The following is an 18,870-nucleotide window of genomic DNA, read 5'->3' as shown; positions in this document are numbered from 1 at the left end:
ACGCCTGACGGCCGCCGCGCCGCGGCCGTCAGGCGTGCTCTCGCCCGAGGTCAGGGACGGCCGATGCGGACCTTCCACACCTCGGGGCCCGACTCCTCGTAGTCCCAGGTGAACTCGCCGGGGTGCTCTGCGGCGAACTGGTAGTACAGCGGCTTCGGGTCGTGGTCGTTGACGAGGACGAACGCCGTCCCGGCGGTGAGCCCGCCGAACGCGGCGAAGATCTGCTGGTGGCGCTGCGCGGGGACGAGCGTCCGCACGTCCAGCTCGCCGTCGGCGACCTCGGCGGTCGCGCCCGGCGTGCCCGGGTCGTCGTGGCCGCCGCAGGTGCAGTGGTGGTCGCCGCCGTGGGACCCCTCGTCCTTGCCGAGGATCTCGTGCATGCCGTCGAGCAGCGTGTCGAGCTTCACACCGGCGTCCACGAGCGCGGGCAGGATGAGCTCGTTCTCCTTCTCCAGGTGCGACTGGAACAGGGCGTTGACGGCCGCCGCGGCGCCGACCGCCTCCGCGGGCGTGCGGGCCGCCTCCAGCGCCGCGACACGGTCCCGCAGGACGGCGTGCTCGCGCAGCATGGCCCGCAGCAGCAGCCGGGCCTCCGGCACCTCCTCCGCCGCCTTGTAGAGCGTCGCCTCCTCGGCCTCGGCGTGCGGGACGATCTCCTCCTTCAGGAACGCGACGAGCGTGTCGCGCCGCTCGTAGGGGGCGACGAGCTGGTCGACGGCGCGGGCGATGGTGAGCGCGTGGTCGGCCAGGGTCCGGCCGAGCCGCTCGTGGTGGTCCAGGATGGCCCGCACCGTCTCCTGCTGCGGGCTCGCGGTCGATGTGGTCATGCGCACTCCTCGATGCCGGCGTATTTTTCACAACGCTGCTTGTATTTATAATAGCTGCCATGGAGAATCAGGGAACCGGGGTACACGGCCGAAGCCCCCGGGCCGCACCCCGCCTCGCGGCGCGCCGGCTACCGCTGCTCGCCGGCGCGCTGCTCTCCCTCATCGCCGGGCTGTGGGGCGCCCTCACCCTGCTGGACGTCGGCGTCCCGCTGCCGCGCACCGCGTTCGCGCAGCAGCACGGCCCGCTGATGGCCCTCGGCTTCCTCGGCACGCTGATCTCCCTCGAACGCGCCGTCGCCCTCGGCCGCCCCTGGGCCTACGCGTCGCCCGCCCTCGCCGGCCTCGGCGCCCTCACCACCGCCGCCGGGTTCGCCGCCCCCGGACGCGTGCTCCTCACCGCCGCCGGCGGCTGGCTCGTCGCGGTCTACATCGCCGTCCTCGGCCGCCGAACCGGTCGGGACCTCGCCGTCCAGACCGCCGGCGCCGTCGCCTGGTACGCCGCCGGGCTGCTGTGGATCGGCGGCCGCGGCGTCGGCGACATCGTCCCGTGGCTCGCCGCGTTCCTCGTCCTCACGATCGCGGGCGAGCGCCTCGAACTCGCCCGCGTCGCGTTCCTCGGCCGCCGCGCCTCCGACGGCCTCGTCGCCACCGCCGCACTGATCGGCGCGGGCGCCGCCGTCTCCGTGTGGTGGGCCGAACCGGGCTGGCGCCTCACCGGCCTCGGCATGGCCGCCCTCGCGGGCTGGCTCGCCGTCCACGACATCGCTCGCCGCACCGTCCGGGGGACGGGCCTGCCCCGCTTCGCCGCCGCCTGCCTCCTCGCCGGGTACGCCTGGCTCGCCGCCGCCGGCACCATCTGGCTCATCGCCGGACGTCCCGGCGGCGGCGCCTACGACGCCGCCCTGCACGCGGTGTTCCTCGGCTTCGTGATGTCGATGGTATTCGGGCACGCGCCGGTGATCCTGCCCGCCGTGCTGCGGATCCGGCTGCCGTACCACCCCGTCCTGTACGCGCCGCTGGTCCTGCTGCACGCTTCGCTCCTGCTGCGCGTGGGTGGCGACCTGGCGGGCTCTTCCGCGGCGCGGACGGCTGGGGGAGTGCTGGGCGAGGTGTCGCTGCTGCTCTTCGGCGCGTGCGCGGTGGCCGCGTCGCGACTGGTGGGAGGCGCCGCGCCACGGGCGGCGGGAGGGGCCGCGCCGCAGCCTGCGGGAGGGGCCGCGCCGCGGCCGGTCGAAAGGGAACGGTCATGACGTCCATCGGCATCCGCCCCAAGGTGGGCCCGCCGCCCCCGACGCCGCGCCGCCCGCGCGCAGCCTGGCACGCCGCCGCCAACGGGGTCGTGCTCGTCTGGCTGGCGCTGACCGTCGCCGCCGCGCTCGTCCGACACGAGCTGCCCGCGCCGCGCTGGCTGCTCATCCACCTGTTCCTGCTGGGCGCGGTGACCAACGCCATCGTGACGTGGACGGAGCACTTCGCGTCGGCGCTGCTCCGCGTCCCGGCACCGCCCGACTGGTGGCCGGTGACGCGGCTCGCCGCGCTGAACGCTGGGATCGTCGCGGTGCTGTACGGGGTCTCCGAAGGCTTCCCGTGGGTGGCGGTCGGTGGCGCGGTCGCGGTCGTGGGCGTGGTCGCGGCGCACATCACCGTGCTGGCCCTGCGCGGCCGAAGCGCCCTGGGTGGACGCTTCGCGCACGTCGTCGGCTGGTACTTGTGGGCCGGAGCGGCCCTGATCGTGGGCGGGACGCTGGGCGGACTGATGGCGTCCGGCCGCGTCCCGTCGCAGTGGCACGCGCCGATGCGCGAGGCGCACGCCCACGTCAACATCCTCGGCTGGGTCGGGCTCGCGGTGCTCGGCACGCTGTTCACGCTGTGGCCTACCGTCCTGCGCACCCGGATGGTGGACGGCACGGGCCGCATCGCCCGCTGGTCGCTGCGCGTCGCCGTGCCGGGGCTGGGGATCGCGGTCGGCGGCCTGCTCGCCGAACTGCGCTGGATCGTCGTCGCCGGACTCGTGGTCTACGCGGGTGCTGCGGCGCTGGCCCTCGTCCCGTTCGTCCGGACGCTCCTGCAGCGGCGCCCGCACACGCCCGCGTCCTGGATGCTCGCCGCCGGAACACTGTGGTTCGCCGTGACACTGCTGGCGGACGCGTCCCGGCAGAGCCTCTCGGGGCTGCTCCCGCTCGTGCTGGTCGGCTTCGTGGGGCAGACCCTCTTGGGGGCGCTGACCTTCCTGCTCCCGGTCGTCCTGGGCGGCGGACCGGCGGCGCTGAAGGCGAACGCCGGGCTCATCGAGCGCTCCTGGATCGTCCGGGTGGTGGCGATCAACGTCGCGGTGCCGCTGCTCGTCCTCCCGGTGCCGGCATGGGCGAACCGGGGCGGCTGGATCGTCGTCCTGGCCGCGCTTGCTGCGTTCGTCCTGCTGGCGGTGGCGACTATTCTCCGCTCGCACCGGCCGTCACCAGTTGTTGCGGGCATCACTGCCGGGATCGTCCTTTCGGCCCTGGCTGTGGGGGTGGCGGCGGGCAGCGGCGATTCCTCTCCCGGGACCGTGGCCGCGTCGGGGACGCGTGTGGTGGACGTGACGTTGGCGAACATGCGGATCCGGCCGGGGACGATCGAGGCCGCGCCGGGGACGCGGTTGGTGCTGCGCGTGACCAATAAGGATGCGATGCGGCACGACTTGCGTCTGGCGTCGGGTCAGGCCACACCGATGCTCGACCGGGGAGAGTCGGCAACGCTGACGCTGCCGCCGTTGAAGGGGACGGTTGACGGCTGGTGCACCGTTGCGGGCCATCGTGCCGCTGGCATGACGATGCAGATCAAGACGACCGGCACGCACGAGACGCACGCACCGTCGATGAGCCATCAGGCGATGGGCACGGGCCAACTCGACCTATCGGCCCAACCGTCGGCGGGCTGGAAACCCTATGACGCCTCCCTCAAGCCCGCCCCCGGGGCGAGGGAGCATCGGGTGGAGTTGCGTGCCACCGACCGGGAGTTGGAGGTCGCGCCAGGCGTCCGACAGACGATGTGGACGTTCGGCGGCAGCGTCCCCGGCCCGGCGCTGCGCGGCAGGGTCGGGGACGTGTTCGTGATCACTCTGGTCAACGACACGACCATGGGTCATGGGATCGACTTCCATGCCGGCAGCCTGGCCCCGGACGTGCCGATGCGGACGATCCAGCCGGGGGAGCGGTTGACGTACCGGTTCACCGCTGAGCATGCCGGGGCGTGGCTGTATCACTGCTCGACGATGCCGATGCTGCAGCACATCGCCAACGGCATGTACGGCGCGGTCATCATCGACCCGCCGAACCTCCCGCGCGCCGACCGCGAGTACGTCCTGGTCCAAGGCGAGCTGTACCTGGGCACGCCCGGCTCGGAGGCGCAGGTGGGCAAGATGCGCGACGGCCGCCCGGACGCGTGGATGTTCAACGGCACCGCCGCCGGCTACGACCACGCCCCGCTCACCGCCCGCACCGGTGACCGAGTCCGCGTCTGGGTGGTGGACGCCGGACCCTCCTCCAGCACCGCCTTCCACATCGTCGGCGCCCAGTTCGACACCCTCTACAAAGAAGGCGCCTACCTGCTCCGCAAGAACGACCCCGGCGGCGCGCAGATCCTCGACCTGGCCCCCGGCCAAGGCGGCTTCGTCGAAACCGTCGTCCCCGAAGCGGGCCACTATCCCTTCGTCGACCACGACATGCGACACGGCGAATCCGGCGCCCACGGAATCCTGAAAGTCACTGACTGATGCAATCATCCTGTCCGTGGAGATACAGGCCCTTATAGAGCAACTGGCCGGACCGGACCACAAGTCCGCGAGCGATGCCTTGGTCCAGCTCGGCGCCCCGGCCGTGCGCCCCGTCCTGGACGTCCTCTGCGACGAGGACTCACCGGTCGAGTGGAGCACCAGCGCAACCGTGCTGCGCCACATCGGGCGTCCTTCCCTGGACCCGCTGCTCGAAGCGATAGTGGCGGCCCCCACCACCGAGGTCGCCCGCCGCTGCGGCTGGGCGCTCTGCGGCCTGAAGCTCGACGACCTGTCGGCGCTCGTCCCCGGCCTGCGGCACCCGAGCCCGACCGTCCGCGCGGACGTCGCGTACACGCTGCAGTTGAAGGGCGAGGCTGCTCTTCCTTATGCCCCCGACTTGATCGCCCTCTTGGACGACCCAGACGCCGACGTCCGGCAGCGCATCATCTGGGCCCTCCAGGGGATCGGCCCCGAGGTGCTGCCCCTGCTCAGGGATGTCCGTCGCTCCAGCACCGCAGGCCGCCGCCGCGTGCCCGCCCTACAGGCCATCGCCGCCATTGCCGGACCGTCCGCCATGGAGGACCGCGACCAGGCCCTCATCCGGCGCCTGATTCGCATCAAGCTCGCGAACGAGACACCGGAACCCATGCACCTCTGCGGCGCCTGGTACGCCGTTCCGACGACCGACCAGAAGGCCGTCCTGGAGGCGTTCGACCTCAGCGACCCCGAACCGGTGACGATGCGGCTCGGTCAGTTGGCATGGAACAACGACACCCACGCAGACGCCGAACACGGCGGCTGCTCCCGCGTGTACGTCTCCCCGGCCTTCGACGGCTGGACGCTGGTCTTCGGCCACCACTCTGAAGACGCCCACCTGATCAGCGGCCTGGGCGACGACGAGGACGAAGACGACGAAGCCTTCCGCGACATCGTCCTCGCCCGCTGCCGGAGCCTGAGCGACCACTTCGGCACCGTCCACTGGTACGGCGTGAGCGGCGGCGACGGATGGACGTCCTGGTGCATCGCCGAGAAGGGCGAGATCGTCCGCTACTACGACTCCGAGGAGCCGGAGGAGCAGTTCGGCTCCCTGGCCGCCGAGGAGGGCCACCACCTCCCGGACCTCGAAGAGTTCGGGGACGACGACCTCCCCGAAGACCTTGAGACCGCCGACGCCACCACGATCGCCGAGCAACTGTCGGTGAACCCGGAGGCACTCGGCCCGCACACCCGCGTCGAGGGCCACGGCGTCCTCGCCCTGACCGCCTGCGGCCGCGCCCACGGCCACCCCCAGGGCGCCCTGGAAATCTGACCAACCCAGCCCGCCCCGCCGAGGCCGGCCCACCTCCGGCCTCGGCCCCCTCCACGAGACCGCCGACGTAGGCGTCGCGCACATCCGGCACTCGCCCTTCTGGCCCCATCTATCCCCAGCCAACAGGCAAAGCAGACACCTCGCATCACCCTGTCTGACCAGGTGAAACAGTCCACCCGGGCCAAGTCGTCAAATGACCCGCTTCCGCGCGCCTTTAACGCTCCGCGAGCCTCTGATTACCGTTAGTTTGCTCGTCATGCCATCAACCGATCACGAGATGCCACTCGAGTTGGTCCGTGAGAAGCCGGTGCTCGCCCCGGTGATCCTGCAGACCGTCTTCGGGTTGGACATCTCCTACGATGCGGCGACCCTGTCCTCGGAGTCGTTCGCCGGTCTGAACCCGGCCGAGCTGCGCTGCGACGCCACAGTCGTCCTCGACGATCCCAAGAAGCCGAGCCACGGAATCATCGTGGAGTCCCAACTCAAGTTCGACGAGGACAAGATCTTCAGCTGGCCCGCCTACGCGGCACTGCTCCGGCACCGCCACAGGTGCGGAGCGACCCTGCTGGTCTTCTGCCCCAATGCGGCGGTCGCGGAGCGCTGCGCCCAGCCGATCGACATGGGGCATCCCGAATGGGTGCTCCGGCCACTGACCGTCCACCCCGGCATGCTGCCCCCCGTCACCGACCCCGACCAGGCCCGCCAACTCCCCGAACTGGCCGTCTACAGCGCCCCCGCCCACGCCGACGGCCCGCATGCCGAAGCCGTCCTGACCAGCGTGGCCGCCGCCATCGCCGTCGTCGCAGCCAAGGAGCACGACCACGGTTGTCTGTACGATGATTACCTGGCTGAGCAGTTCTCCGAAGCCGCCCGAAAGCTCCTGGAGGAGATCGTGAAGACCGCCGGCTACGAGTGGAAGTCCGACTTCGCCAAGACCCACCGCGCCGAAGGCCGCGTTGAGGGACGTGCCGAGGGGGAGGCGAAGGCGCTCCTCGTGGTGCTGGAAGCTCGCGGGATCGCGGTTCCGAACGAGGTGCGTAAGCGTGTCATGAGCTGCACCGACTCTGACCAACTCGAGCGTTGGCTCAAGCGCGCTGCCGTGGTCGACCGGGCCGAGGACCTGCTGGACTGACGTCCGGCTCGGACTGCCCATACTGCGGGAGGGCACGATGACGCTCGCGGGCTATGAGTGGAAGTCCGACTTCGCCAAGACCCACCGCGCCGAAGGCCGCACCGAAGGCGAGGCGAAGGCGCTCCTCGTGGTGCTGGAAGGCCGCAGGATCGCGGTTCCGGACGAGGTGCGCAGGCGTGTCATGGGCTGCACCGACTCCGATCAGCTCGAGCGTTGGCTCAAGCGCGCTGCGGTCGTTGACCGGGCCGAGGACCTGCTGGACTGACGTCCGGCTCGGTCTACGCATACTGCGGGAGGGCACGATGATGCTCGTGGGCTACGAGTGGAGGTCCGACTTCGCCAAGGCTCACCGCGCCAAGGGCCGTGCCGAGGGACGTGCCGAGGGACGTGCCGAGGGGGAGGCGAAGGCGCTCCTTCTGGTGCTGGAAGGTCGTGGGATCGCGGTTCCCAATGAGGTGCGTAAGCGCGTCATGAGTTGTGTCGACTCTGACCAGCTTGAGGGCTGGCTCAAGCGGGCTGCGGTTGTTGACCGGGCTGAGGACCTGCTGGACTGACGGTTGGTTCAGTCCTGCCGATATTGCGGGAGGGCACGATGATGCTTGCGGGCTACGAGTGGAAGTCCGACTTCGCCAAGAAACACCGTGCTGAGGGGCGCGCCGAAGGCCTTGCTGAGGGCCGCGCCGAAGGCCTTGCTGAGGCGCGTGCTGAGGTGCGTGCTGAGGCGCGCGCTGAGGGGGCGGCGAGGGCGGTTCTCATTGTGTTGGAGGCTCGGGGAATCACTGTCTCGGGCGAGACGCGTCAGCGCATTACGAGCTGCATGGATACCGATCAGCTTGAGTGTTGGGCCAAACGTGTGGCCCTCGTAGACAAGGCCGAAGACCTCTTCGACTGACGTCCCCTACGGTCCCGCCCACTTTGCATGGTTGCGTCCACGGAGGTGGTGTATGAGTTTGACCTGGTCAGATGGCGTGGCGTCGTGACGTGAGACGGCCATCGCGTGATCCTTCGAATCGACCAAGACCGAAGGAGAACAGAACGCGATGGCCGTGGACAACAGTGTGGACCCTGCGGGCTGGCTGGCCGAGCAGATCGGTGCGTGTGAGCCCGATGTGTTGCGGTCGATGGTCAAGACGATGGCCGAGGCGCTCATGAGCGCGGAGGCCGACGCGGTGTGCGGCGCCGGCTACGGGACCCGCTCGGATGAGCGGGTCAACCGCCGCAATGGCTACCGGGTCCGGGACTGGGACACCCGCGCCGGCACCGTGGAGTTGGCGATCCCCAAGCTGCGGTCGGGGTCCTACTTCCCCGAGTGGCTGCTGGAGCGGCGTCGCCGGGCCGAGCAGGCCCTGGTCAGCGTAGTGGCCACTTCCTATCTGCTGGGCGTCAGCACTCGGCGGGTGGACAAGCTGGTGGAGCAGATGGGCATCAAGGGCATCTCCAAGAGCCAGGTCAGCGAGATGTCCAAGGTGCTGGACGCCCAGGTCGCCGCGTTCCGCAACCGGCCTTTGGAGGGCGGTCCGTATGCGTTCGTGTGGGTCGATGCGCTGACCCAGAAGGTCCGTGAGGGCGGCCGGATCGTGAACGTGCATGTGCTGGTGGCCACCGGCGTGAACGCCGACGGGCACCGCGAGATTCTGGGGGTCGAGGTCTCCTCGGCAGAGGACGGCGCCGGGTGGCTGGCGTTCCTGCGCGGGCTGGTCGCCCGCGGCCTGTCGGGGGTGCAGTTGGTGATCTCCGACGCCCACGCCGGCCTGGTCGAGGCCATCGGCTCCACCTTGCCCGGCGCGTGCTGGCAGCGGTGCCGGACGCACTACCTGCGCAACCTGCTGACCCGGGTGCCCAAGTCGGCGCAGCCGTGGGTGGCCACGCTGGTGCGGACCATCTTCGACCAGCCCGCCGCCGAGGAGGTCCACGCCCAGCACGCCCGGGTCGTCGCCTCGCTGGAGGCCAAGCATCCCGAGGCGGCCGGGCACCTGGACGCCGCCCGCGAGGACCTGCTGGCCTTCACCGGCTTCCCGCGTCGGCTCTGGCGGCAGATCTGGTCCAACAATCCCCAGGAACGGCTGAACAAGGAGATTCGCCGGCGCACTGATGTGGTCGGGATCTTTCCCGACCGGGCCGCGATCGTCCGCCTCGTCGGCGCCGTGCTGATGGAGCAGACCGATGAGTGGACCGAGGCCCGCCGCTACATGGGCCTGGAGTTCCTGGCCAAAGCCCGCCTTCGAGTAGTCGAGGGCAACACACCCGACCCCGAGATCGACCAGCGAGAACTCACCGCTTAACCTGCAGAAACAGGATCACGCGAAGATCAACTCATACACCACTCCACTGGACGTGACCCTTTGCATGTGGGCGGGGCCGTTTGGTGTCTGGACGCCCTCCTGCGGCGAAAGGGGTGGGGCGGTGGGGGTGGCAAGGGGCGGTAGATCTTTGCTTTTTGCTGGTCAGGGGCGGGGGACGGTCGTTTCGTGGCGATTTCTGGGGCTATGGCGGGGGTGTACGAGGCATCGTCTACCGAGCGAAGTGATGACCATGGCGGACACGGGCGGCGGAGACCAGAGCAAGGAGCTACCCGTTGAGCAGCTCAAGGAAGCCGGCCGGGATCTCGTCCAGGCGCTCATGGTGCGGGCGATCACGGGGGCCAGCGGGAAGATCCAGGACATGACCCAGCGGCTGACCGACGCCGCGGACGGTGGGGACACCGGCACGAAGATGGCCGCCGCGGGCGCGAAGAAGCTCGCCGAGGGGGAGTCCCCGCTCAAGGCGGGGGTCAGCGCGGGCATGACCGGCGCGAAGGAGAAGGTGAAGAATGCCCTGCCCTTCGGCGGCGGCAAGGACGGCGGGGACGGCAAGGGGACCGGTGGCGGTCCCAAGGTGGTCAACATCATCGAGCAGTTCGATGTGGGACTGCCGCGCCGTGTCGCCTACGACCAGTGGACGCAGTTCGCCGACTACCCGACCATCACGCGGAAGGTCGAAAGCGTCGAGCAGGAGTCGGACGAGAAGATCAACTGGCGGGCGCAGATCTTCCTGTCGCATCGCAGCTGGGAGTCGAACATCATCGAGCAGGTGCCGGACGAGCGGATCATCTGGAAGTCCAAGGGGTCCAAGGGTTACGTCGACGGCGCCGTGACGTTCCATGAGCTGGCCCCGACCATGACGCGGATCCTGCTGGTCGCCGAGTACCACCCGGACGGCTTCGTGGAGAAGACCGCGAACCTGTGGCGGGCCCAGGGGCGCCGGCTCCGCCTGGACTTCAAGCACATCAAGCGCCACATGATGACCCAGGCCCTCCTCAAGCAGGAGGAAGTCGAGGGCTGGCGCGGCGAGATTCGCGACGGCGAGGTCGTCAAGACCCATGAGGACGCCCTCAAGGAGGAACAGGAGAAGCAGGAAGGCCAGGAAGGCCAGGAAGGCCAGGAAGGCCAGGAGCAGCAGAAGGACCAGGAGGAGGAGAAGGACCAGAAGGAGCCAGAGGGCCAGGAGAAGCAGGAAGGCCAGGAGGAGCAGGAGGAGCAAGAGGGCCAGGAGGCCGAGAAGGAAGCCCGCGACAAGGAGAAGGCCGGGAGCAGTGCCTGAGAGCCCCGACGTTTTCGCTGGTAGGCGTCGGGTAGCGGGTCGTGACACGGAGGCAGAGACCGGCCGAGGCTCTGGGGGAGCGATGGACAGCGACGCGTCTGGCAGGCAGAAGCTCGAGCGGAAGCAGAGCGAGGGGCCCGACGTCTACCTCAACGTCCCCCAAGTCGAAGTCGAGGAGATCTCCCTTGAGGTCGAGAACCTGGAGGCGCACGTCTCGCTCGTCGCCCAGGTTCTCGACCTGCTCAAGCTGAACGTCGGCGCGGACGTGTTCCTCGGCAGGGTCAAGCTGGAGATCAAGGGAGTCCAGGCGCAGGCGCGGCTCGACGTCCGGCTGGACAATGTGGCCGTCATCGTCGACCGGGTCCTGACCACCCTCGACCGCAACCCGGAGCTTCTCCAGCATGTCGGACGCGGCGTGGAGGCGGCGGCGCGCGACATCGGCTCCGGGACCGGCGCCGCCGTCGGCGAGGTGGGCAAGGGCGCCGGTGGTGCCGTCCGGGATGTCGGCAAGGGTGCGGGCGGTGCTGTCGAGGACGTTGGTAAGGGCGCCGGTGGTGCCGTCCGGGACGTTGGTAAGGGTGCGGGCGGTGCTGTCGAGGACGTCGGCAAGGGCGCGGGTGGCGCCGTGCGGGAGGTCGGTGAAGGCGCGGGCGGCGCAGTGCGGGACGTTGGCGAGGGTGCTGGTGGTGCCGTGCAAGGCGTCGGTGAGGGCGCGGGCGGTGCCGTGCAAGGCGTTGGTGAGGGCGCGGGTGGTGCGGTCCAGGATGTCGGTAAGGGTGCGGGCGGCGCGGTCGAAGGTGTCGGCAAAGGCACTGGACAGGCTGCGGAATCGGCCGCGTCGGGCGTTGCGGGCGCTGCAGGCGAGGCGGGCAAGGCGGGCGCTGCGGGCGTCGCGGGTGAGGCGGGCAAGGCCGCAGGCGCCGCGGGCGAGGCGGATACCTCGTCCGAAACGGAACGTCCCACGGCATCCACGGAGAAGACCGAGGAGTCCGGCGACGACCGCAAGGAAACTGAGGACGCCAAGGAAACGGAAGAGGTCAAGGGAACCGAGGACCGCAAGGAAAGCGAAGAGGCCAAGGGAACCGAGGACCGCAAGGAAGCCGAAGAGGCCAAGGGAACCGAGGACGCCAAGGGCGACGACCCGCCGGAGAGCGGGTCCGATGAGGGCGATGGCGGTGGTGAGCCCGGCGGGTCGGGATCCATGGAGGAGGCGCTCCACGAGGCCGAAGAGTCCGTGCGCGATCTGGGACGGGCGCTGCTCCGGCTGGTCTCCGGCGGGGCGGGGCGTTCATGAGCGGCGACGAGCGTCCGGACGCCGAGGTCCGGCGGACGGCCGACATCCTTTTCACGGCCAGCATCAAGGCCGATGAACTGCGCTTCGAGGTCGTCCCGGAGAGTTCGGTGGAGTTCTCCGGTGACGCCTCCGCCGAGTCGTCGTCCGGCAGTTCCCGCACGAATATCCCGGACGAGGTGGAGGCGCACGTCACCTACCGCGACGTGCAGATCGACTACGCGATCGCGGCCAAGCTGCAGCCCCCGGACTCGGACGTCGACGGCTGAACCAAGATCAGCTCTCCCGCGTCTGTACCTGGACATGTGATCGTCCAGAGGGAGCAGGATGCTGAACGTCGACGGATGGAACGCGATCGATGGGGTGCTCAACGCGCGGTACGGGGACGCCGAGCGCCTGGAGTGGGACGCGCCGATGCCCTACCGGCCGATGGGGCCGATGCCGATGGGGCAGTTCGTCACCAACACGATCGCCGTCTACCCGCGCACGGAGCCGGTGCCGCACTGGCACCTCATCGGCTACGCGCTGACCGCGCCGTTCGAGGAGCGCGGCTACGAGTTCACGCTGCGCGTGCCGCGCCTCCCGGGTGAGACGGCCGCGCCGAACTGGGCGATGGCGCACCTGGAGAAGCTGGCGTCGTACGTGTCGAACAGCGGCAACGACTTCGAGCCGGGCCACTACATCGAGTTCCCGGACCCGCTCGACCCGGAGCGGCCCGGTTCGGCGGTCCGCGCGGGCGCGTTCGTCCTCGACCCCGAACTCGGCCGCGCCGGGACGCCCCTGGGCGAGGTCGCCTTCCTCCAGTTCGTCGGCATCACGACCGACGAGTTGCACGCCGCCCAGTCCTGGCACGTCGCGGGCCTGATGGACGCGATGGCGCCGCACCTCCCGCTGCTGGTGACGGACCTGGGCCGCACGTCCCTCGCGGACGTCCCCGGGGTCGCCGACACCGTCCGGGAGGGGTCCCGTCGTGAGGGGTCGGGCACCGGCTACCTGTTCTTCCACCAGCTCGGCGCCGACACGTCCAACGGCGTGACGCTGGAGATCGGCGCGAGGCATGTCCCGCAGTTCACGCGGGTCTTGCCGGCGCGCGTCCCGCACGGCAACCCGCTGATCCTGCGCGGCCCTGGCCGCCCCGTCGCGCTGCTCCCGGGCCAGTCCGTGACGCACAACGACGCCGACCATGCCCTGGAGATCACCCTCCCGGACGCCGTCTGCCACGCCATCGCCGAGACCGTCCGCCCCCAGCCGGGCACCTACCGGGTCGACGCCCTGACCGTGACCATCGTCCCCTGACGCGGGCGAGCCGCCCCTCCAGGCCGGGGGGCGGCTCGCGCCTTTTTCAGGGGGCCCAGGGGGCGGTGACGGCCCAGGTGACATCGGCGGCCCAGTTCGCGGACGCGTCGAAGGCGTGAGAGCCGCCGTTGCTGGCGATGTAAAGGGTGTCGTTGTAGTGGCGGAGGAAACGGTCCGGGTAGTTGTAGGAGGCGAAGGACGTTCCGCTGCCGCTCTTCCCGGCCTGCGGGCAGAATGTGGCGTCGGCGCGGAAGATGGCCGAGCCGTCCATCGGCTGCCGGTAGAGCTGGTAGTTGAAGTGCCGCAGGAAGTCACCGGGGTAGTTGCGCGACTCGAACGAAACGCAGGAGTTGTTCGCCAGGCCCCGGCGGACGATCCAGCTCCCGTCGTTCTTGTCGAGGGACGAACTGCCCGACGAGATCCCCGATGTGACGACGCCGTCGTTCTGGTGGCGGATGTAGCGCGTGGTGCAGCAGGCCGTCGTCGCGCGCAGTGAAATGGTCGAGCCGGGGTTGAGCGTGCCCGCCGCGACCGGACTCGGCGCGCCGTAGCCGACCGAGACGATGTTCGCCTGGACGGCGTTCTCCGCCGCGTCGGACGGCAGGCCCGAGGTCATCACGCCCTCGTAGAAGGAGCCGATGGCGGTGTTGCTGTTGTCGCCGCCGATGCCGAGGATGATCGCGCCTTCCTTGTGCATCGGCGAATAGCCGGAGGGCGAGGTGGGCAAGGCCCCGGAATAGCGCGTGGACAGCCCGCCCGATTGCGCGTTGCCGTCCTTGATGGCGAAGTAGTTCGTGCCGTTGTTCTTCAGCATCGCCGTGACGAACGGGTTGCGGTTGCCCGTGTAACCGGTGTTCTGGCTGCCGCCGGCGTTCGACTGGAACAGGCCGTTCTCCAGGTCGGCCATCACCCACGGGCCAGAGCCGTGGCAGGGCGAGAACCAGCACAGGGTGCCGAAGTAGATGGCGTCCATGTGGCCGTTGCCGTTGTCCAGGTTGTTGGTCTCGGCGTTGCCGTAGTCGAAGCAGCAACTGCTGTTGTAATGCGTCCCGGTGGTGACCATGTACATGCCCTCGGGCTGGCTCCCGGTGGCGATGCCGGACGTGGAGTTGTCGCGGTATCCCATGTGCCCGGAGAACGAGGCGCCGTAGACGGTGCGGCCGCCGGCGGTGATCGGCAGCGCGTCCGCGGGGACCGGCGCGTCCTGGCCGCCGACACCGCCGGGCGGGGCCGGGGTCAGGTCGTTGTGGCGGGACGTCTGGTCGTAGATGACCGTGATGACGCAGGCGGTGCCGCCGCAGAACGCGTCCTGCGCGGCGGCGTCGGCGTACCCGCCGGCGCCGACCACGCCGATGTCGCGGGTGCCGTTGTCGGAGGCGCGGCGCACCTGGTAGAGGCGGCCGCCGTAGGAGCCGAACAGCGCCCGGGTGGTGCTGTGCGCGGCGACGCAGGGCGTCCCGGCTGACGCGTAGATGTCGCACGGCAGCGTCCCGGCGGCCAGGGACTGTCCGGGCATCCCGACCAGCCCGGCGAACCCGACCGCGGCGGCCGCCGCCGCGACCATCAGTCTCCTTTTCCAGTGCGCAAGCCGTAACCGAGTCATCGTGCATACCCTCCATTTCTGCTGCTGGACGCGCAGCGGCGTTTCACGGTGTTTCCGGGCAAGGTAGTTAGCGCTCACATGTGGAAGCAGGGAGCTAGCCGGATATCCACAGGGGTCACACGTGGTGCGCCTGCTGGGGATAACCACCTATGTTATCGCTAACATTTCGCTATCGCGGCATCCCTCCCTGATCAGGTCGTTGTTGAGGGCGGTGCTGAGAGCACATACCAACCAGCGGACGCTGTCAACCCTCCATAGCGAACCCGCACAACGGACGCGCATGTCGTTCCGGCATGGAACTAGGGGGTCATCAGAAGCCGCAGTTCGGCGAGCAGCACTCTCCGGGCGTCGACGGAACTGAGCACCTCGGGAATGTTGACCGCCACGTAGGTCACCCGCGCGGCCGCGTTCCCGTCTCCGCGATGGAGAGTGACCGTCCTGACCGGCACGGACCGATCACTGGCGTACATGATGAAGGCGACCGGAACTGCCTTCGAGCCGCTGGCCGCCTGTGCGTACACGAAGCTCTGGTAAAGATCCGGCGCCGCGACGCTTTTGCCCGCGTAGAGCTTGTACTTGGCGTCGACGGAACAGCGCCGGGCGCGCCGCCCATGCCCGTGAACGAGTTGAACGTCCGGCCGAATCTCGGTGTACGCCCCGCCGCCCTCGCCCCGGACCGCCCCGGTCAAGGGCTCCTGCGCCCGCACGACGACATCGGATCCGTCGAAGGCGTCCCGCAGCAGCCTGGTCGCGAACTTCTCGAACAGCGTGTTCATGTCGATCATGAAGGCGTGGGTCGTCCTGCCGTCCACGGCGTGCCGATCGGTGAAGGACGAGCCCTCCAGCAGCATCCGGGCCCACCGATGCGCGTTGCGGTAGTGCTCGTTGGCCCGGTGGTAGGTGAGGCGCTCGACGGCCGCGCGCACATCGAAGGCGCCGACCGCGCACACGCTGGAGTAATCGGCCGCGAGCCGCCGCGCCGCGGTGCGCACATCCGCGTTCTCCGCCGTACGGGCCGCGAGCTGGAGCGCCGCAGCGCAAAGCCGGTTGTCCGGGATGTCGGCGCTGCGCTCGTCGTACCGGCACTCCAGCCGGTCGAGCATCCCGAATCGCCGCGTGACCTGCCGTTCCACAAGCAGGCGCCCGCGGACGACCGGCAGCGCGTCCTCCCGCCGCAGGTAATCGCGCCGCAGGCCGTGCCGGAGCAGCCGCTCGCTTTCCCGAGTCAGCAGCAGACATACGAGGTCGCGCAGATTCAATCCGGTGCCCAGCCGCCGAAGCAGCGGCAACTCGCGCAGGGAGTCCAGCCCGGCCGCGTAGTCGAGCATCTCCAGCACGCCGAGTTCGGATCCGGCGAGTTTCGGCCGGACGTGGACGGACACGCAGTCGAGTTCCACCACTCCCACATGGGATCCGGCGACGATCTCCAGAGTGCCGTCCCGGAGCCACCGGAGGGTGATCCGCTTGGCCAGCTCCTCCGACTCGGCGATGGCCAGGTCCGCCGCGCTGGGCTCCAGGCCCGGCACCCGCCGGCTCCCGTATTCGACGACGACCGCCTCCACTACTCGCTCGCGTTCGCCTGGAGTTCCGAGGACAGCGCCTCGACGAGCCGTTCATCACTCAGCCCTGCGACGGTGTGCGCCTGCACGTCCACGATCTCCTGGCCGAGGAAGCGGGACAGCATCGAATAGTCGTCGTAGGCGTACTCCTGGAGCAGGGGCAGCACCTCGGTCCGGACGATGGCGGCCAGGTCGGCCTCGCTGTCGACCGGCTCTCCGCCCGGCATGAAGAACGAGTGCCCGATCTGCCGCTCCCGCCCCAACTCCTTGACGACGCGGCGGTTGAGCTCCCGCAGCAGCAGGCCCAGGTCCACCTCCCCGACCTTCTGCCCATCGAGGACGTCGGTGTCGGGCAGCAGCTCGTGGAACGCGAAACGCCGCCGCAGCGCGGAGTCCAGCAGCCGGATGCTGCGGTCCGCCGTGTTCATCGTCCCCAGCACGTAGACGTTGGACGGCACGGCGAAGCGCCTTCCGGACGGCAGCGTGACGTGCATGCCCCGCTTGTCGGGCTCCAGCAGCGTGATCAGCTCTCCGAGGATCTTCGGGATGTCGCCCCGGTTGATCTCGTCGATCAGCAGCAGGTACGGCCGTTCGGGGTTCGCCGCGGCAGCTTCGCACACCCGCTTGAAGACCCCGTCCCGCAGCACCAGCCGCAGCCCGCCGCCGTCGCCCTCCGCCGGCCGGAACCCTTCGATGAAGTCCTCGTACCCGTACGCGGGATGGAACGTCACCTGTGTCAGATGCCCGGCTGCGTGAAAGGTCTCGAGGGCGCGCCGGAATCCGGCCGTTCCGTACTCGGCGAGCGAGTCCACCGCCGTGTGCGGCATCTGGGTCGCCAGCCACCAGAGCGCGAACCGCAGGCTCGTGTACGTCTTCCCGGTTCCCGGCGGTCCGTAGAGGACGACCTGCCCTTTGCGGCCGAGAAGCCCGGCGATCTCGGTGAACAGCGGATCCGCGGGGACGATGCTGCTCTGGGGACGCCTGGCCGTCCCGGACGGCTGGAGCGATTTCCACAGCTCGGCCGAGACTTTTGCGACGGTGACGGTGCCCCACGACTTCTGCGGTTTCGCGAGATTCTGCGCGTAACCGGTGTCCCAGTTCACGGCGACGGTGTGCTGGAAGGACGTACGCTCTTCACGCCACTGGTAGCCCTCCTCGGTCACCGTGCCGACCGCGAGCACCTCCTTGATGCCCTTGTTGGCCACGACCAGATCGCCCGGCTCCAGCCGGTAGAACCGCCAAACCTCATTCGCCTTCGCCGAGATCTTGCTCTTGTTGCCCTTGTATTCGGTGGTGTAGGCCTCCTCGAACGCGGCACGGAATTCTTCCTCCGAGCCGTATTCGCTGAGATCCCCGACGTCTTCCCAGCCGATGCAGATGTATCCGCCCGCCAAGCACTCGTCCCAGAACTTCGCGTTCTCGCCGGGTGCGACTTTGAGGATCGTCGTGGTAGCCGGACGCGGGTCGGCCCACTCGTACAAGAACCTTCCGATCTCGTACGGGTGCCATCCGCCGAACCGCCCGTCGTCATCGATGACCTGCTTGAGCCGCTCGTGCGCGGCGAACGCGTCCAGCTGGGCGCGCTCTCCGGACAGTTGGAAGATGAACGCGCGTACATGGTTCCGACTCGTGACCGGGATGAGTGCGCCGGGGAAATAGCAGGAGATCGCCTTGGCCGTCAGCGCCGGCCCGGGCCGGATTGATGCGATGGTGTCGATATCGCTGATGCGCCCGGCCTGGATGGTGTCGAAAGCCTCGACGAAGCCGGCGCGCACGGCCTCCCATGCGTTCTGCTCATCGTCGTACTCGGAGGGATATCTCCATACGCCCTCCTTCTTGCGCCGGAAGATGATGTGCTTACCGGCGCTTCCTCCTCTCATACTGCACAGCGCGTCTGTTCCGAACTCCATGCGATGGCAGAAGGAGTCCTGGTAGACGTCCGTCCCGAGGGCGTAGCGCTCGAGGGGCATGGTCGCCCAGGCGCCCAGCGGGAAGTCGCGAACCACCTGCGCGATCTCCGCGTCCGCCTCGGCGGTGAGGGGCGCGCAGGCGGAACGGTCGAACTCGGCGATGGCCTTGGACAGCGGCTTCGCTGCCGTGGTGATGCCGCTGAAGCTCGTGAGCGGAACCAACGTGCACGTCTGGCACACCTTGGACACCGGACGGCCCGCCCCGTTCCGAAGCCCCGCACCCTCTGCGAACGCATGCCGCCCTCGCGCGTCATCCGCCGACGCCGCTTCCAGAAGGTGCCGCCAAAGGTCACCGTCCGGATCGGGATGGATTCTCCACCCGTCCTCGTATCCGACCATATGCGTGCAGGTCCGGCTGTGGTGGAGCGCCGTCCCGTCGCTCGCCGGGCAGATCACCTCGCCGGAAGACGGCGTCAGCTCGTAGGACTGCCCGTCGTAGTGGACGATGCGACGCCCGTCAGGGGTTTCGTTGATGGTGACGCTCAGCCCGGTACCCATACTCCATTGGTAGCGGTTCCAGGCCGGGGCCTATCAACCCGTGGATGCGCTT

At 69.4% G+C, this 18,870-nt stretch carries 16 protein-coding genes; 12 read left to right on the top strand and 4 right to left on the bottom strand.

The features are described 5' to 3' along the window. Positions 1-50: 50 nt before the first annotated feature. The gene (locus tag ACGFI1_RS41205; protein ID WP_138640416.1) at positions 51-827 is read right to left on the bottom strand and encodes a DUF2249 domain-containing protein; all 777 of its coding nucleotides are present in this window, start codon (positions 825-827) and stop codon (positions 51-53) included. 59 nt (positions 828-886) lie between these two features. Between ACGFI1_RS41205 and ACGFI1_RS41200 the strand changes: the two genes are divergently transcribed. The 12 genes from ACGFI1_RS41200 (at position 887) to ACGFI1_RS41145 (ending at position 13,188) form a co-directional block, all read left to right on the top strand. Continuing rightward, complete coding sequence (locus ACGFI1_RS41200; RefSeq protein ID WP_392793093.1) at positions 887-2,077, top strand: hypothetical protein; 1,191 nt, start codon at positions 887-889, stop codon at positions 2,075-2,077. Continuing rightward, positions 2,074-4,581, top strand: a complete 2,508-nt coding sequence (locus tag ACGFI1_RS41195; protein ID WP_392793092.1) for a multicopper oxidase domain-containing protein — start codon at positions 2,074-2,076, stop codon at positions 4,579-4,581. Before ACGFI1_RS41200 ends, ACGFI1_RS41195 begins: the two co-directional genes overlap by 4 nt. Positions 4,582-4,597: 16 nt before the next feature. After that, positions 4,598-5,890 (top strand): HEAT repeat domain-containing protein, encoded by a 1,293-nt coding sequence (locus tag ACGFI1_RS41190; RefSeq protein ID WP_392793090.1) that lies wholly within the window; start codon positions 4,598-4,600, stop codon positions 5,888-5,890. A 256-nt stretch (positions 5,891-6,146) separates the two neighbouring features. Then, entirely contained in the window at positions 6,147-7,022 is an 876-nt protein-coding gene (locus ACGFI1_RS41185) for a hypothetical protein (protein WP_392793089.1), read from the top strand. A 37-nt stretch (positions 7,023-7,059) separates the two neighbouring features. After that, complete coding sequence (locus tag ACGFI1_RS41180) at positions 7,060-7,287, top strand: hypothetical protein (protein ID WP_392793088.1); 228 nt, start codon at positions 7,060-7,062, stop codon at positions 7,285-7,287. Positions 7,288-7,324: 37 nt separating this feature from the next. Continuing rightward, positions 7,325-7,576 (top strand): hypothetical protein, encoded by a 252-nt coding sequence (locus ACGFI1_RS41175; protein WP_392793086.1) that lies wholly within the window; start codon positions 7,325-7,327, stop codon positions 7,574-7,576. Positions 7,577-7,614: 38 nt separating this feature from the next. Next, complete coding sequence (locus tag ACGFI1_RS41170; protein ID WP_392793085.1) at positions 7,615-7,914, top strand: hypothetical protein; 300 nt, start codon at positions 7,615-7,617, stop codon at positions 7,912-7,914. Between the two features lie 148 nt (positions 7,915-8,062). Continuing rightward, positions 8,063-9,304 (top strand): IS256 family transposase, encoded by a 1,242-nt coding sequence (locus ACGFI1_RS41165; protein ID WP_392793083.1) that lies wholly within the window; start codon positions 8,063-8,065, stop codon positions 9,302-9,304. Positions 9,305-9,548: 244 nt separating this feature from the next. After that, positions 9,549-10,601 (top strand): SRPBCC family protein, encoded by a 1,053-nt coding sequence (locus ACGFI1_RS41160; protein ID WP_392793082.1) that lies wholly within the window; start codon positions 9,549-9,551, stop codon positions 10,599-10,601. Positions 10,602-10,683: 82 nt separating this feature from the next. Further along, complete coding sequence (locus ACGFI1_RS41155) at positions 10,684-11,895, top strand: hypothetical protein (RefSeq protein ID WP_392793081.1); 1,212 nt, start codon at positions 10,684-10,686, stop codon at positions 11,893-11,895. Continuing rightward, a complete protein-coding gene (locus ACGFI1_RS41150; protein WP_392733296.1) occupies positions 11,892-12,161 on the top strand; it encodes a hypothetical protein in 270 nt (89 codons plus the stop codon). Before ACGFI1_RS41155 ends, ACGFI1_RS41150 begins: the two co-directional genes overlap by 4 nt. Positions 12,162-12,219: 58 nt before the next feature. Beyond that, complete coding sequence (locus ACGFI1_RS41145; protein WP_392793079.1) at positions 12,220-13,188, top strand: suppressor of fused domain protein; 969 nt, start codon at positions 12,220-12,222, stop codon at positions 13,186-13,188. Between the two features lie 46 nt (positions 13,189-13,234). Here the strand turns inward: ACGFI1_RS41145 and ACGFI1_RS41140 are convergent, their stop codons facing one another. The 3 genes from ACGFI1_RS41140 to ACGFI1_RS41130 all read right to left on the bottom strand — a co-directional run bounded on the left by ACGFI1_RS41140 (position 13,235) and on the right by ACGFI1_RS41130 (position 18,818). Beyond that, entirely contained in the window at positions 13,235-14,752 is a 1,518-nt protein-coding gene (locus tag ACGFI1_RS41140) for an alpha-L-arabinofuranosidase B (protein WP_392793077.1), read from the bottom strand. A 338-nt stretch (positions 14,753-15,090) separates the two neighbouring features. Next, on the bottom strand, positions 15,091-16,353 hold the full coding sequence (locus ACGFI1_RS41135; RefSeq protein WP_392793075.1) for an McrC family protein: 1,263 nt from the start codon (positions 16,351-16,353) through the stop codon (positions 15,091-15,093). After that, positions 16,353-18,818 (bottom strand): AAA family ATPase, encoded by a 2,466-nt coding sequence (locus tag ACGFI1_RS41130; protein ID WP_392793074.1) that lies wholly within the window; start codon positions 18,816-18,818, stop codon positions 16,353-16,355. Before ACGFI1_RS41130 ends, ACGFI1_RS41135 begins: the two co-directional genes overlap by 1 nt. Positions 18,819-18,870 lie beyond the last annotated feature (52 nt).

It is taken from the genome of Actinomadura geliboluensis (assembly GCF_043197915.1).
Classification (GTDB): domain Bacteria; phylum Actinomycetota; class Actinomycetes; order Streptosporangiales; family Streptosporangiaceae; genus Spirillospora; species Spirillospora geliboluensis.
The sequence above is the reverse complement of the archived record's forward strand: the minus strand, read 5'-3'. Positions and strand labels throughout refer to the sequence as shown.

Excerpts from the sequence above, each read along its gene's own strand:
- ACGFI1_RS41200 (WP_392793093.1), top strand. The coding sequence starts at position 887 with ATGGAGAATCAGGGAACCGGGGTACACGGCCGAAGCCCCCGGGCCGCA.
- ACGFI1_RS41130 (WP_392793074.1), bottom strand. The coding sequence starts at position 18,818 with ATGGGTACCGGGCTGAGCGTCACCATCAACGAAACCCCTGACGGGCGT.
- ACGFI1_RS41160 (WP_392793082.1), top strand. The coding sequence starts at position 9,549 with ATGACCATGGCGGACACGGGCGGCGGAGACCAGAGCAAGGAGCTACCC.
- ACGFI1_RS41175 (WP_392793086.1), top strand. The coding sequence starts at position 7,325 with ATGATGCTCGTGGGCTACGAGTGGAGGTCCGACTTCGCCAAGGCTCAC.
- ACGFI1_RS41140 (WP_392793077.1), bottom strand. The coding sequence starts at position 14,752 with ATGGTCGCGGCGGCGGCCGCCGCGGTCGGGTTCGCCGGGCTGGTCGGG.
- ACGFI1_RS41180 (WP_392793088.1), top strand. The coding sequence starts at position 7,060 with ATGACGCTCGCGGGCTATGAGTGGAAGTCCGACTTCGCCAAGACCCAC.
- ACGFI1_RS41170 (WP_392793085.1), top strand. The coding sequence starts at position 7,615 with ATGATGCTTGCGGGCTACGAGTGGAAGTCCGACTTCGCCAAGAAACAC.
- ACGFI1_RS41205 (WP_138640416.1), bottom strand. The coding sequence starts at position 827 with ATGACCACATCGACCGCGAGCCCGCAGCAGGAGACGGTGCGGGCCATC.
- ACGFI1_RS41145 (WP_392793079.1), top strand. The coding sequence starts at position 12,220 with ATGCTGAACGTCGACGGATGGAACGCGATCGATGGGGTGCTCAACGCG.
- ACGFI1_RS41150 (WP_392733296.1), top strand. The coding sequence starts at position 11,892 with ATGAGCGGCGACGAGCGTCCGGACGCCGAGGTCCGGCGGACGGCCGAC.
- ACGFI1_RS41165 (WP_392793083.1), top strand. The coding sequence starts at position 8,063 with ATGGCCGTGGACAACAGTGTGGACCCTGCGGGCTGGCTGGCCGAGCAG.
- ACGFI1_RS41185 (WP_392793089.1), top strand. The coding sequence starts at position 6,147 with ATGCCATCAACCGATCACGAGATGCCACTCGAGTTGGTCCGTGAGAAG.
- ACGFI1_RS41195 (WP_392793092.1), top strand. The coding sequence starts at position 2,074 with ATGACGTCCATCGGCATCCGCCCCAAGGTGGGCCCGCCGCCCCCGACG.
- ACGFI1_RS41155 (WP_392793081.1), top strand. The coding sequence starts at position 10,684 with ATGGACAGCGACGCGTCTGGCAGGCAGAAGCTCGAGCGGAAGCAGAGC.